Raw genomic sequence first — 13,555 nt, 5'->3', positions numbered from 1 at the left:
TACACTCTATACAGGCCGCTTTTTTATACCTTTTATTTAGATGATTTACTGGCATGAATAATACTAGCAGCTAGCCCGCCCCAAATAATGACAACACCTATTACTGCCATAACAATAGCACTCGTTGACATAAAAGAACCTCCTTATTTAAAAACCTTCATTACGAATGATTATCTTTTGACGGCCATTTTTTCGTTGAAATAAGTGCACCAATAAACATAGCGCCAATAGCGACTACCCAACCATATGTGAATAAAAATTCAATTGGATAATCTTCATAAGGTCTAGTTAATTCTGTCCTTAAGTTTTCAAGCATCATATATCCTAATACGATTGGTGTAATGACAGATAATGACACTCTCCACCATTTTCCGAGTTTTATATCTGATACAGAATCAGCATGTGTTTGTAAATCTTTTAGGTGACGAGCAAACCAGGCAATAGCAACAACCTCAAATAACCCTGCTAAAGCTACACCATAATTATTGATAAAGTGATCCACTGTATCTAATAAGAAAAGTCCGCCTTGATTAACATACAGTAGAGATGCTAGAAAAGCGAGCCCCCCACCAATTGTTACTGCAACTTTTCGAGATACAGAAAACTTTTCTTGCAATGCAGCAATATATGTTTCTGATATAGATATCATCGATGATAGACCTGCTAAAACTAAAGAAGCGAAGAATAAGAATCCGAAAAAACTAGCTGCTGGCATTTGACTGATAATTTCAGGAAATACCATAAAAGCTAACCCAACGCCACCTTCTACTAAATCATCGTTAACCGGTACATTAGATTTAAATGCCATAAAACCAAGGACTGCAAATACCCCAATACCTGCTAATAGCTCAAAAGAAGAGTTTGCAAACCCTGTAATAAATGCATTATTAGTAATATCAGATTTTTTTGGCAAATAAGAAGAATAAGTAATCATGATGGCAAATGCAATAGATAAACTAAAGAAAATTTGACCATATGCCGCAACCCAGACATCACCGTCAGCAATACGACTCCAATCGGGTTTAAAAAACGCATCTAGTCCTTCAAAAGCTCCTGGTAATGTAACAGCACGGATAACAATGATAAGAAATACAACGAATAGTAATGGTATGAAAATTCGATTAGCTAATTCAATCCCTTTTTTAACTCCACGCCCAAGGAAAAAGAACACAAATGCCCATACAAATAGCAATGGAATTAAAACACTAGGTACTATTGAACCAAATACACCAGGTTCTGACAAAGTGAGAAAATCGCCAACAAAGAAATCTGTTGCACTTTCGCCCCACTTAGTTCCAAATGAGAAATAAGCATACATTATTGCCCAGGAAATAACAATTGGATAATAAGTGGAAATGACAAATGATATGAGTACTTGCCACCAACCAATCCATTCCATGCCTTTACTAATTTTTGAAAAACCTCTTGGTGATGAACTGCGATATTTGTGCCCTATCGTGTACTCCATAATAAGTAACGGAATACCTGCAGTTAGCAATGCAAATAAATAGGGAACAAAGAAAGCACCTCCACCATTCTCAAACGCTGTTGCAGGGAATCGCCAAATATTCCCCAGACCAATTGCTGAACCAATAGCAGCTAACAAGAAACCTATTCGTGTTCCCCACTGTGATCGTTTCTCCATGTTATAATCTCCTTTCTTTTCTGAATATTTTAACAAACATGTTCATGTCATGCTGATTACTTATTTAGTCCAATCTTTGAAATTATAACGGACATAAGAATATTCTGTCAAAGGAAATTATTAGTTTCATATCATTTTTTGTCGTATTTTGTAGATAGCATTCATAATATTCTCTGAAAATTCTTTAAAAACCGGGTTCTATCGGAATAGAAAAGTTAGACTGTCCTTCTCCATCATGATAGTAATCTGGTACTTCTCCTGGATGAAATACTTTTGTAACAGGAATATCTTGCAGAACCTCAACTGGTCTTGATGCAAACGGAATGACAACACGCATCTCCACTGAAATATGTACATTAACATGAATAAAGGCACCATTTATACCAGTTTCAACTAGTTCACTGGTGATTTCTGTTTCCACATGACCAATCACATCCATATTAACGGGAACTTTCGGCCCTAAATTTGCTAACACTGGTACCCCTAAAGCTTGACCTAACGGTACTTCTACTAAAAGTCCCTTTTCTCTTACATCATCTAATAGCTCTTGTTCAGAAGGTTCTAGATCCAATTCCACTTCAATAGGGATACCTGACTCTGGCCTTTCCCCCTTCTCTAATAATTTCAAAAAGTTTTCCACTCGATATTGTACGTTTCTTTGCACGCGGTTTTCGACTACTGCGTTAAAAATATAATTTTCAACCCTTCCTTGTTCATCTACTTGCACTTGGACAAGTTCTTCTGCTTCTAAGTCTTCTGATATCTTTTTATTTACAGCAATCCCCATTGCTTGGTTTGCAATTTGTGAAACTCTCACTTCTGCATAATTTAATAAAACTGGCTTTATTCCTTCATTAACAACTAAAATACTGATAATCATACTAAGAACAAATAGAAAGAATGATATAAAGATGACTTGTTGTAATGGAGGTTTCACAGCCTTTTTTCGTCCACGTTTACGTAACATAAAAAACCCCTCCCACCATAAATGTATGATGGGAAGGGTGTAAATATAGATAAAATGGTCAAGTTTTCAAATCTCTTTAATCACTATCAATAATCATTACTTCTAAAGTTTCACTAAGATCTAAATCATATGGTTGAACGTTTCGATCGTTTTCTCGTAATATGCGAACTACTGGGCGTTCATATGCAGAAGGATTTTGACGCACGACAACCCCAACTCTTTGATCGTTTAAATAAATAGTCAATCCATTTGGATAAAGGGCTACTGTACGTTTAAACAGTTCCACTAATTTTTTATCAAACTTTTTGCCAGCACCTGCATATAAGATTTCCAAGCCTTCATGAGGAAGCATAGCGTCTCGATAAACCCTGTTACTTGTCACAGCGTCAAAGACATCAGAAACACCTATTATTTTAGCAAATGGATGTATCTCTTTTTCTGTAATTCCTCTTGGGTATCCTGAACCATCCAACCTTTCGTGATGTTGATATGCACAATGCGCAACTAATAAAGGGATATGGTGACTCTTTCTCAGTAAGTCAAAACCTAATTCTGTATGAGATTTAATAATTCCAAATTCTTCATCTGTTAACGAACCCTTTTTATTTAATATATCCTTGGGAACTAGCAATTTTCCTAAATCATGTAAAATAGCGCCTAAACCAATTAATTCAGTTTCTTTCGCTTTCATTTTCAGTTCTTTAGCTAATGCTAGTGTATAGATACTTACATTAATGGAATGGTTATAAACATAATCATCCGTTACTAAAATATCAGATAAATAATGAATGACTTCTTTTTTCTTGCTTAATTCATTGGTAATCTCATTAACTATATCACCAAGCTCATTTGCATGGGAATCTATTAAATAGCTATTTTTCATGAAGTCATTCTTTTTCATCGTATCAAACGACTCTCTAATCTTCTGTATCGCTTCTAAACGCTGTTCTTCTGGAATTGGCGGGATAATGGCAATATCCTCCGTATCCTTATCTCGAATGTAAACATATGTGATACCGCCATCGTTTAGCCGGCTAATTATAGCCGGACTAAGTTTCATATGCTTTTGTAAGAGAATCCGTCCATATTTATCATAAATCGGTTTTGCTAGTTCCATTCCCTCTTTTAAATTTTTAACTGAAACTATTTTCATTATTAACACCTATATTTCTGCCTTTTTAATGAAATTTTATCAAAATACCTATGACATATCTACTAATACCCATTAAAAATGTCGAAATTTCATAGGTGTTTTTGCATACCTTTTTACATAGCTATTTTTAATAATGCTTCTTTCCCTTTCATTCCAGGTTTCCAATTATATTTATGAGAATGTGTTGTTACTTTTTCTAAAGGTGCTTCTAATAGATCATCAATGGATCTTACTCCTATAGCTCTTCCTGCTACAATAGGACGGTTTTTTAATTTGTCATTAAGCAAATCAACATCTAGTGCTCCACACATAATGTAACCAATATCATTTGCAACGACTAATAAATTAGTATTTGGCAATTCAACAGTGATAGCAATAAATGTATAACCTTCTATTTTAATTGGGTTAACATTCATCATGTAACACACACTCCTTTCCCTAGATTATATGATCAGAAATAGAAATGTGTGTTTAACTAATGAAATTTTTAAAGAAAACTCGTCGATTGACGAGCCTTTGGCGAAGTCAGAGACGTAGTTGCCCTTATCTATCTTCCTAAAATGGTCTACTACGTCGAGATTTCTTCCGTGCTGACCATTTATACTTTCGGATACGGTAAAGAAAACTCGTCGATTGACGAGCCTGGCGAAGTCAGAGACGTAGTTGCCCTTATCTATCTTCCTAAAATGGGCTACTACGTCGAGATTTCTTCCGTGCTGACCATTTATACTTTTGGATACGGTAAAGAAAACTCGTCGATTGACGAGCCTTTGGCGAAGTCAGAGACGTAGTTGCCCTTATCTATCTTCCTAAAATGGTCTACTACGTCGAATTCACTCCATCTGTAACACGATATAAAGTGGGACTTCCTTCCGTGGGGGGTGCTCATCCCCCACGGATGGTTAGTGAAACTTATCAGGGGGCTAGCGTCCGTTGTCCCCCACTTATCCTTATGCTAAGCTTGAAATGGGGGTTTGGAAGATTGTTCACCGTGATAAATGCTGGTACTGGTATAGAAAAAATTGGGCTAGTCGCTGTGTTTGTGGCGACTAGCCTTGGATTTACTTATATTAAGTTATAAATTCATATCGTGTAAAAAACCTACTATTAAATCTCTCATAAATTCTGGTAGGAAAAACTGCTTATTTGTTGAGCGAGCTATCTCTGGAAACATATTTCCAAATGTAAACATATCCGCTGTTGCTAATACATATTGCCTTTCATGCTCAATTGGTTTATCACGGTAATAAACTTGTTTTACATGTTCATTCCCTTCTTTATCAACATGCAGCTCCACATCTATACCGTCGAAAACAAACTTTCCTAACACTTTTCCTCGAAATCCAAATCCTTTTAACTCCAAATTAATGAGTTTTTCACTATAAGCCCCGCGAACGACCTCGATTATTTCTATGCCTCTTAATGTTACCGTACATGGGTTAATGGGATGCGGACATATTCTATGAACATCTCCATAAGTGACTTCTCCCGCTTTAATATCATCTAACAAAATACCTGCATTTAACATGCCAATATCCGCTTTTGTCCAATTTTTCAAATAATGTGCTAAATGTTCAATAATAGGTGTATGCTGAAACCAATTTACGTTATAAGGTTTAAGTAAATAAGCAACAGGTTTCCCTAATTGTTTATCGGCTTTTTCTCCCAGAGACTCTAATGTCTGATCGGTCATTTTATGGCTTTTCATATGTTCTGTACTAACAGCATAAGCTTGCTTGTTTATTAACTGCCCCTCATGATGATCCCATATTAAATCAACTTGTCCCACATATTTTCCATGCTTACCAGCAGCTGTAAGCAACGTACCTTCTATGTACTCCCCATTTTTAAATAAATGATGGGTATGTGCACCAATAATACAATCAATCTCTGGAAATCGCTTGGCAATCACCTCATCCTCTGTAATCCCTAAGTGAGATAGCAAAACAATAATATCTGCCTCTGTTTTTAGTTTTTCTACCAGTTTCTCTAAATATGGGACAGGGGTTTCCACATGCCATCCTAAAGGTTGATAAAATGCATTAAATGGTGCAGTTAAACCTATGACTTGTATTCTAATGCCTGATGCTGTTTCTAAGCCGATATTTTGTTTCAGCCATTCAGGTTGATGACCATTCATCGATAAAAGATTCCCGCAAGTGATTTGGAATTCAGCTTCATCATATAGATGAAATAAGTCTTCGTATTCTAGAGTGATTCCTTCATTATTACCAATTGTCACAACATCGTATCCTGCTTGATTTAATAATTTTACATTAGCCTTCCCTCGGTATGCTTCAGCAATAGGATGAAACCTGTCCACATGGTCACCTAAATCAAATATCCAATATTCCTCTTTATCTAGCTGGTGCTTCCTTTTTTTTGACTCCATGAATGCAACAATATTGCTCCAATTTTCAAAATGACTATGTAAATCATTGGAATAATAGAAATGTAGTTCTTCTCGCATATACTAGCCTCCTTACCACAAACCTTGCCAAATCAAGCGTAATCCAATAAATAAGAGTAATAAGCGTAAAAGAATGGCGATTGCCCTGCTTGTCATATGCTGATTTACCTTTGCTCCTAACGTGCCTCCTATCCATGCACCAGGAATAAATGCCCACACATACTGCCATTCAATATGCCCTAAAAATATATGTGTGGAAGAGCTAACGATACTTAAAGACAAAATCATAAACATGGAAGTCGCAGTGGCAATGTGCGGAGGGAAAGCAAAAAACAGAATCATCGCTGGAACCATTAATGATCCTCCGCCAATTCCGAAAAAACCAGATAACGCTCCCACAAGAAAGGAAAGGGCTACAGCAGTAATAATTGAAAAGGTATATTGGTACTCTTTTTCACCCAATTTTACTCTTTGAGAAATCATCCATTTTGAGCCCTTATGTTGAGAAACATTCGTCGCTTTTTTCCCTTCAGTTGATTTAAAGAAAAACATCGAGAAAATAAGTAAAATAAAAATACCAAGAAATAGTGAAAATAATTTAGTTTCGACAAATTGGTTTAACCAGGCACCTAATATACCACCAGGTAAACTTCCTAAAATAAATAGCATACCACTTTTATAATCTATTCGCTTAACTTTCGCATATGCATAAGTAGAAGACATAGCAGTAAAAACCATAATGATTAAGGATATACCAACTACCGTATTGGCCTCAGCCCATTCAAACATTGGCGATGTCGTATGTAATATTAACAATATCGGAACTAAGATAACGCCTCCACCAAATCCAACAATACTGCCTATGAAGGCTGATAGCAAACCAATAAGAAAACATAAAGCAATTATCAAGAAAGATCCCGTCCATTCTTTGAGTAATGTCATTGATAAAGAGATTTCCATCAGTTGGGGGTTCTTCATCACCCACTGATGGTTAGCGATACTTATCAGGGTGCTAGCGTCCGTTATTCCCCACTTATCCTTCATTTATTATTCTAAGTCTTGAATTGTGAGTCTTACGGACGATTGTCACCGGGATAAAAAGAAAGAAGAGTTCGAAATACTCGAACTCTTCTTATTATAAAGGTTATTTTAAAAATTATCCAATGGATCCTTCCATTTCGAATTTGATAAGTCGGTTCATTTCTACTGCATATTCCATCGGAAGCTCTTTTGTAAATGGTTCGATGAAGCCCATTACAATCATTTCTGTCGCTTCTTCTTCAGAAATACCGCGACTCATAAGGTAGAATAGTTGTTCCTCAGACACTTTCGAAACTTTTGCTTCGTGTTCTAATGAGATGTTTTCATTTAAGATCTCATTGTATGGGATCGTATCTGAAGTAGATTTATTATCCATGATTAACGTATCACACTCGATATTAGCACGAGCATTTTCAGCTTTGCGCCCAAAATGTACAATACCGCGGTACGTTACCTTACCACCTTGTTTGGAAATAGACTTCGAAACAATAGTGGAAGAAGTATTTGGTGCTAAGTGATGCATTTTCGCACCTGCATCTTGGTGCTGACCTTTACCAGCAAGGGCAATAGATAGTGTGTTACCACGTGCACCTTCTCCTTTAAGGATAATCGATGGATATTTCATGGTTAATTTGGAACCGATGTTACCATCAATCCATTCCATTGTCGCATTCGCATCACATGTGGCACGCTTTGTTACTAAGTTGTATACGTTGTTTGCCCAGTTTTGGATTGTTGTATAACGGCAATACGCATCTTTGTGAACGAAAATTTCTACTACTGCACTGTGCAGAGAGTTTGTCGTGTAAGTTGGTGCTGTACAACCTTCTACATAGTGTACAGAGGCACCTTCATCTACAATGATAAGAGTACGCTCGAATTGCCCCATATTTTCTGAGTTAATACGGAAGTATGCTTGTAATGGTGTTTCAGCTTTAACTCCTTTTGGAACATAGATAAAGGAACCACCAGACCATACTGCAGAGTTTAATGCCGCGAACTTGTTATCAGATGATGGAATAACTTTCCCGAAATATTTTTTGAATATTTCTTCATCTTCTTTCAATGCAGTATCTGTATCTTTGAAGACAATGCCTAACTCTTCCAAGTCTTCTTTTAAGTTATGGTAAACCACTTCAGATTCATACTGAGCTGAAACCCCAGCTAGATATTTTTGCTCTGCTTCTGGAATACCTAATTTATCAAATGTTTGCTTGATTTCATCGGGTACCTCATCCCAAGAACGCTCAGAACGCTCGGAAGGTTTAACATAATACGTGATTTCGTCAAAATCAAGCTCAGATAAGTCGCCACCCCATTGTGGCATTGGTTTTTTATAGAACTGTTCTAATGCTTTCAGTCTGTATTCTAACATCCATTCAGGTTCTTCTTTCATGCGTGAAATTTCTTCCACTACAGCTTTGGTCAGCCCTTTTTCAGTACGGAAAATCGAAATATCACGATCATGGAACCCATATTTATATTCGCCTATTTCAGGTGCTTTTTTCGCCATTTTAATACCTCCTATATTAGGATTAAATTATAACCATAAACGACTATTGCTGCTCTTCGTTTGCAACAGCCTTCTCCATTGCCTTCCATGCAAGTGTCGCACATTTAATTCTAGCCGGGAACTTAGAAACACCTTGCAACGCCTCGATATCCCCTAAGTCTAAGTCAATATCTTCTACATCTTCTCCTAACATCATTTTAGAAAAGATAGAAGACATGTTCATTGCATCATCTACTTGCTGTCCTTTGATCGCTTGTGTCATCATAGATGCAGATGACATGCTGATAGAGCATCCTTCTCCTTCAAATTTAGCATCTTCTACAATGCCATCTTTGATTTGAAGATGAAGCTCAATACGATCACCACAAGTAGGATTGTTCATATCTATTGTAACAGATTCATCCTCTAAACTTCCACGGTTTCGTGGGTTTTTGTAATGATCCATTATCACTTGTCTGTACAATGTATCTAAGTTATTAAAAGACATCGCCGAAATACTCCTTCGCTCGCTGTATTCCTTCTACTAATCGGTCAACATCATTTTCATCATTATACAAGTAGAAGCTAGCACGTGCTGTTGCTGTAACATCTAACCACTTCATCAATGGTTGCGCACAGTGGTGACCTGCTCGAACTGCTATACCTTCTGCATCCAACACTGTTGCCGAATCATGGGGATGCACTCCCTCAATATTAAAGGTAACAAGGCCTCCACGTTGTTTTGGTCCATAAATGGTTAAACCATCCACTTCAGAAAGTTTTTCTTGTGCGTATTGTACAACACGTTTCTCATGCTCTTCGATTTGCTCTAAGCCAACCTCTTCTAAAAAGTCAATCGCAGCACTTAAGCCAATAGCACCAGCTATAATTGGTGTTCCACCTTCAAACTTCCAAGGCAAGTCTTTCCATGTGGATTCATACAGACCGACAAAATCGATCATTTCGCCTCCAAATTCTACTGGTTCCATCTTTTCAAGCAATGCTTTCTTTCCATAAAGAACACCTACACCTGTTGGGGCACACATTTTATGACCCGAGAAAGCAAAGAAGTCACAGTCTAAATCAGTAACATCCACTTTCATATGCGGTGTACTTTGAGCACCGTCTACTACTGTAATGGCATCATGCTCATGAGCAATCTGAGAAATCTCTTTAATTGGGTTTATTGTTCCTAACACATTAGAAACATGTGTTACGGCAACAATTTTTGTTTTGTCTGAAATAGTAGATCGTACAGATTCTAAAGTAATCGAACCATCGTCCTCAAGTGGAATATATTTCAATTTAGCACCAGTATATTTTGCCGCTTGCTGCCACGGGATAATATTACTGTGATGCTCCATCGGTGTTACAGCTATTTCGTCTCCTTCTTTAAGAAAATGACGAGCATACCCATAAGCCACCATATTTAAAGCAGTCGTTGTTCCGCGAGTGAATATTACTTCTTCAGTTGAAGAAGCACCGATAAAGTTTTTAACTTTATCTCTAGCTCCTTCATACTGATCTGTTGCTCTCGTTCCTAATGTATGCACACCACGATGAACATTGGAGTTATTTTGTCTATAGTATTCCTCTAAAGACTTAATAACAGAAACAGGTTTTTGAGAGGTCGCAGCTGAATCCAAATATACCAAAGGATGACCATTCACATCTTGGTTTAAGATCGGAAACTGTTCACGGATTGCTTGAATATCCATTAGTATACTTTCCTTTCAATTACCTCTGTTAACTGATCACGAACTGCTTTAATCGGAATTTCATTTACAACTGGAGCTAAGAAACCATGAATGATTAATCGTTCTGCTTCTTTTTGAGATATACCTCTACTCATTAAATAGTATAGTTGGACTGGATCCACACGTCCGACAGAAGCTGCGTGACCTGCTGTTACATCATCTTCATCAATTAACAAGATTGGGTTAGCATCACCACGTGCATTTTTACTTAACATTAAAACACGAGATTCTTGCTCTGCATTAGATTTTGTTGCACCATGTTCAATTTTTCCAACACCGTTAAAGATAGAAGAAGCACTGTCCTTCATAACCCCATGTTGTAATATATAACCTTCTGACTGCTTTCCATAGTGTGAAATTTTCGCAGTATAATTCTGAGATTGATCACCACGGCCAACAGCAACTGTTTTCGCATAAGAATAGGAATTATCGCCAATCAAATGAGTAATATTTTCAGAAACTGTATTTCCATCGTTCATTTGGCCTAAGTTCCACTCAATCTTAGCATCACGATAAGCTACTCCCCTACGGTTTACATATACTGTTGTACCTTCCGAGAAGTTATCTACAGAACCGAAGTTAATTTGCGCATTATCATGAGCAATCACTTCTGTCACTATATTTGCTACCGCATGCTCTTCTTTGTTATGGGAAACATAGTTTTCAACGTATGTTAAAGAACTATTCTCCTCTGCCACAACGATAACATGATTAAAGGAAGCTGCTTGATTGTCTTCTTGCCAGAAGATAGCTTGTAATGGCTCTTCTACTTGCACATTTTTTGGTACATAAACAAACACTCCACCATTCATTAAAGCAGTGTGTAATGCTGTGAATTTATGCTCATCAATTTGTACGGCATCTTTCATATAATAACGTTGCACCAAATCTCCGTGCTTATCCAAAGCTGTTTGGATATCTGTTAAAATAACTCCCTTATCAGTCAAGTCTTTAGAAAGTGATTGATAAGCAACGGATTGATTACGTTGGATTACTAAATTTTCATTACTGTCCTCCATGTCAAGAAAAACTTGAATATCTGAAGGAAGATCTGAAAGTTGGTTTATTGTTTCACCACCAACATCATGCTTGAAATCATGAAAATTCCATCGTTTAATACTCGTTTTGTCTGGTTTCGGATTTTCTAAAGTTTCTACTAAGTCTAATGCTTGTTGTCTTAAATCTTGCATCCATTGAGGTTCATTTCTTTTTTCTGAAAATGACCGAACATATTGTTGATCATATGGTAGCTTTGTTTCCACAGTCATACGATACCTCCTTACCCTTATGCTTTTTGTCCTACTGTTTCATCTTCGATTCCTAGTTCCTTTTTAATCCAGTCATAACCCTCTGCTTCAAGGCGTTGAGCTAACTCAGGGCCTCCGGATTTCACAACACGACCTTGCATCATAACGTGTACTTTATCAGGAGTAATATAATCTAACAAGCGCTGGTAGTGCGTAATAATTAAGCAACCGAACTGCTCATCTCGCAGTTTGTTGATTCCTTTAGATACTACTTTCAATGCGTCAATATCTAGACCAGAGTCAATTTCATCAAGAATTGCAATTTCTGGTTTTAACATCATTAATTGAAGGATTTCGTTTCGTTTTTTCTCACCGCCAGAGAAACCTTCATTTAGGTAACGCTGCGCCATGTTTTTATCCATTTCTAGATAATCCATCGCTCCGTCCATTTCTTTAATAAATTTCATTAAAGAAATTTCGTCTCCTTCTTCACGCTGTGCATTGATAGAAGAACGCAAGAAATCTGATGTAGTAACACCGGAGATTTCACTTGGGTATTGCATTGCTAGAAATAGACCTGCTTTTGCACGTTCGTCTACTTCCATTTCTAATACATCCTCACCATCAAGTAACACTTGACCTTTTGTTACCTCATAATTAGGGTGCCCCATAATGGCAGATGCTAGTGTTGATTTACCAGTACCATTTGGTCCCATTACCGCATGGAATTCTCCACCATTAATTGTAAGGTTAACACCTTTTAATATTTCTTGACCTTCAATTTCAACATGAAGATCTTTAATCTCTAAAGTTGAATTTGCCATGTCTTCATACCTCCAAAGCTAATAATTTATGATGATTAGAAGTGGAATTAAATATCTATTCTCACTTTATTCTCATTATAATTTTAAACTATTTCGAATCTATATTCAACCATTATACGGTTGAATGGTACTTTCGCCATCTATACCGCTGATTTAGTTGATAGTAAATTATAATATTTTTAATCACCCGAATAAACACCATTCATTATTATAACACATAGCTTGAAGATTTATCTAAATTCTTGGAAATTTAGCTAACATAAAGAAAACTCGTCGATTGACGAGCTTTAGCGAAGTCAGAGACATAGTTGCCCTTATCTATCTTCCTTATCGTGTATCTACGTCGAATCACTTCACTCGTAACACGGTATACTTATAAAAACCGGGGAAGCCCACTCGGTCTTTATCCTTTCTACCAATAATGTTATGGTTTATAAGGATGATGACGGACAGAAAACACTCCGGAAAAATGCTTCGCTTTCCACTGGCATGGCTTCAACTCTGTAGAATAAAACAGGTTTTATTCTACAAAATGGATTTTTAGCTCATGCATTCCAGTAGGAGTCTCCGCATTTTTTCTCCGCTTCGGTCAGCCGCAGCGGTTGGCTTCTTATAAAAGTTGTTATACCAATAGTTATATACTTTCTTTCCTTATAAAAAAAAGCAACAGCCACTTACAAACGGCTGTTGCTTTTTTACAATTTATCTGTGAACTAATTTGTCTACTTCATGTACAACGTCTTGACTTTTTTGATAATCATTCCATCTTTCTTCTTCTACTTTCATACGCTTTTTCAGCTTTCTGCTATATTCAGCATAGCCTACTCCATGCGCTTGGTGCATCGCTTTTTCCATCTCTGACGTATAATTTAAAGATAAACGATTGTCACTAATAATTAATCAATCCTTTCTTTTCATTGACAATTCAAATTATAACATTTGACTCCTTGTATACGAAAGGGGATATTTTATTCTTCTAACATATTTCAGTTAAATAAGAAAGGATTACGTAACATTAT

The 13,555-nt window shown here is 36.7% G+C and carries 13 protein-coding genes; all 13 read right to left on the bottom strand.

Features of this window, described 5'->3' with window-relative positions:
- Positions 1-32: 32 nt before the first annotated feature.
- A complete protein-coding gene (locus GHD00_RS02635) occupies positions 33-131 on the bottom strand; it encodes a methionine/alanine import family NSS transporter small subunit (RefSeq protein ID WP_163536560.1) in 99 nt (32 codons plus the stop codon).
- 29 nt (positions 132-160) lie between these two features.
- Positions 161-1,645 (bottom strand): sodium-dependent transporter, encoded by a 1,485-nt coding sequence (locus GHD00_RS02630; protein ID WP_163536559.1) that lies wholly within the window; start codon positions 1,643-1,645, stop codon positions 161-163.
- 184 nt (positions 1,646-1,829) lie between these two features.
- Complete coding sequence (yunB, locus tag GHD00_RS02625; RefSeq protein ID WP_163536558.1) at positions 1,830-2,612, bottom strand: sporulation protein YunB; 783 nt, start codon at positions 2,610-2,612, stop codon at positions 1,830-1,832.
- Between the two features lie 76 nt (positions 2,613-2,688).
- Entirely contained in the window at positions 2,689-3,765 is a 1,077-nt protein-coding gene (locus GHD00_RS02620) for an HD-GYP domain-containing protein (RefSeq protein WP_163536557.1), read from the bottom strand.
- 113 nt (positions 3,766-3,878) lie between these two features.
- Entirely contained in the window at positions 3,879-4,184 is a 306-nt protein-coding gene (locus GHD00_RS02615; RefSeq protein WP_163536556.1) for a YunC family protein, read from the bottom strand.
- 656 nt (positions 4,185-4,840) lie between these two features.
- On the bottom strand, positions 4,841-6,235 hold the full coding sequence (locus tag GHD00_RS02610) for a bifunctional metallophosphatase/5'-nucleotidase (RefSeq protein ID WP_163536555.1): 1,395 nt from the start codon (positions 6,233-6,235) through the stop codon (positions 4,841-4,843).
- A 12-nt stretch (positions 6,236-6,247) separates the two neighbouring features.
- Positions 6,248-7,117, bottom strand: a complete 870-nt coding sequence (locus GHD00_RS02605; RefSeq protein ID WP_240468575.1) for a sulfite exporter TauE/SafE family protein — start codon at positions 7,115-7,117, stop codon at positions 6,248-6,250.
- A gap of 214 nt (positions 7,118-7,331) precedes the next feature.
- A complete protein-coding gene (gene sufB, locus GHD00_RS02600) occupies positions 7,332-8,729 on the bottom strand; it encodes a Fe-S cluster assembly protein SufB (RefSeq protein WP_163536554.1) in 1,398 nt (465 codons plus the stop codon).
- A gap of 43 nt (positions 8,730-8,772) precedes the next feature.
- A complete protein-coding gene (gene sufU, locus GHD00_RS02595; protein WP_163536553.1) occupies positions 8,773-9,216 on the bottom strand; it encodes a Fe-S cluster assembly sulfur transfer protein SufU in 444 nt (147 codons plus the stop codon).
- Positions 9,206-10,426, bottom strand: coding sequence for a cysteine desulfurase (locus tag GHD00_RS02590; RefSeq protein WP_163536552.1), 1,221 nt, complete (start codon positions 10,424-10,426; stop codon positions 9,206-9,208). Before GHD00_RS02590 ends, sufU begins: the two co-directional genes overlap by 11 nt.
- Positions 10,426-11,733 (bottom strand): Fe-S cluster assembly protein SufD, encoded by a 1,308-nt coding sequence (sufD, locus tag GHD00_RS02585; protein ID WP_163536551.1) that lies wholly within the window; start codon positions 11,731-11,733, stop codon positions 10,426-10,428. The genes GHD00_RS02590 and sufD overlap by 1 nt, the downstream gene beginning before the upstream one ends.
- A 17-nt stretch (positions 11,734-11,750) precedes the next feature.
- Positions 11,751-12,536: a Fe-S cluster assembly ATPase SufC gene (gene sufC / locus GHD00_RS02580; RefSeq protein WP_163536550.1), complete on the bottom strand. Its 786-nt coding sequence runs from the start codon at positions 12,534-12,536 to the stop codon at positions 11,751-11,753.
- A 702-nt stretch (positions 12,537-13,238) separates the two neighbouring features.
- Positions 13,239-13,379 (bottom strand): YuzK family famiily protein, encoded by a 141-nt coding sequence (locus GHD00_RS02575; RefSeq protein ID WP_163536476.1) that lies wholly within the window; start codon positions 13,377-13,379, stop codon positions 13,239-13,241.
- Positions 13,380-13,555: the final 176 nt, after the last annotated feature.

It is taken from the genome of Gracilibacillus sp. YIM 98692, assembly GCF_010993965.1.
Lineage (GTDB): Bacteria > Bacillota > Bacilli > Bacillales > Amphibacillaceae > Gracilibacillus.
Note: the sequence above shows the minus strand (reverse complement) of the source record. Positions and strands in the feature narration are given on the sequence as shown.

Bases quoted from the DNA above. Each gene is read 5' to 3' on its own strand.
- sufD (WP_163536551.1), bottom strand. From the start codon at position 11,733: ATGACTGTGGAAACAAAGCTACCATATGATCAACAATATGTTCGGTCA.
- GHD00_RS02635 (WP_163536560.1), bottom strand. From the start codon at position 131: ATGTCAACGAGTGCTATTGTTATGGCAGTAATAGGTGTTGTCATTATT.
- GHD00_RS02610 (WP_163536555.1), bottom strand. From the start codon at position 6,235: ATGCGAGAAGAACTACATTTCTATTATTCCAATGATTTACATAGTCAT.
- GHD00_RS02630 (WP_163536559.1), bottom strand. From the start codon at position 1,645: ATGGAGAAACGATCACAGTGGGGAACACGAATAGGTTTCTTGTTAGCT.
- GHD00_RS02590 (WP_163536552.1), bottom strand. From the start codon at position 10,426: ATGGATATTCAAGCAATCCGTGAACAGTTTCCGATCTTAAACCAAGAT.
- GHD00_RS02605 (WP_240468575.1), bottom strand. From the start codon at position 7,117: ATGACATTACTCAAAGAATGGACGGGATCTTTCTTGATAATTGCTTTA.
- GHD00_RS02575 (WP_163536476.1), bottom strand. From the start codon at position 13,379: ATGCACCAAGCGCATGGAGTAGGCTATGCTGAATATAGCAGAAAGCTG.
- sufC (WP_163536550.1), bottom strand. From the start codon at position 12,536: ATGGCAAATTCAACTTTAGAGATTAAAGATCTTCATGTTGAAATTGAA.
- sufB (WP_163536554.1), bottom strand. From the start codon at position 8,729: ATGGCGAAAAAAGCACCTGAAATAGGCGAATATAAATATGGGTTCCAT.
- sufU (WP_163536553.1), bottom strand. From the start codon at position 9,216: ATGTCTTTTAATAACTTAGATACATTGTACAGACAAGTGATAATGGAT.
- GHD00_RS02620 (WP_163536557.1), bottom strand. From the start codon at position 3,765: ATGAAAATAGTTTCAGTTAAAAATTTAAAAGAGGGAATGGAACTAGCA.
- GHD00_RS02615 (WP_163536556.1), bottom strand. From the start codon at position 4,184: ATGATGAATGTTAACCCAATTAAAATAGAAGGTTATACATTTATTGCT.
- yunB (WP_163536558.1), bottom strand. From the start codon at position 2,612: ATGTTACGTAAACGTGGACGAAAAAAGGCTGTGAAACCTCCATTACAA.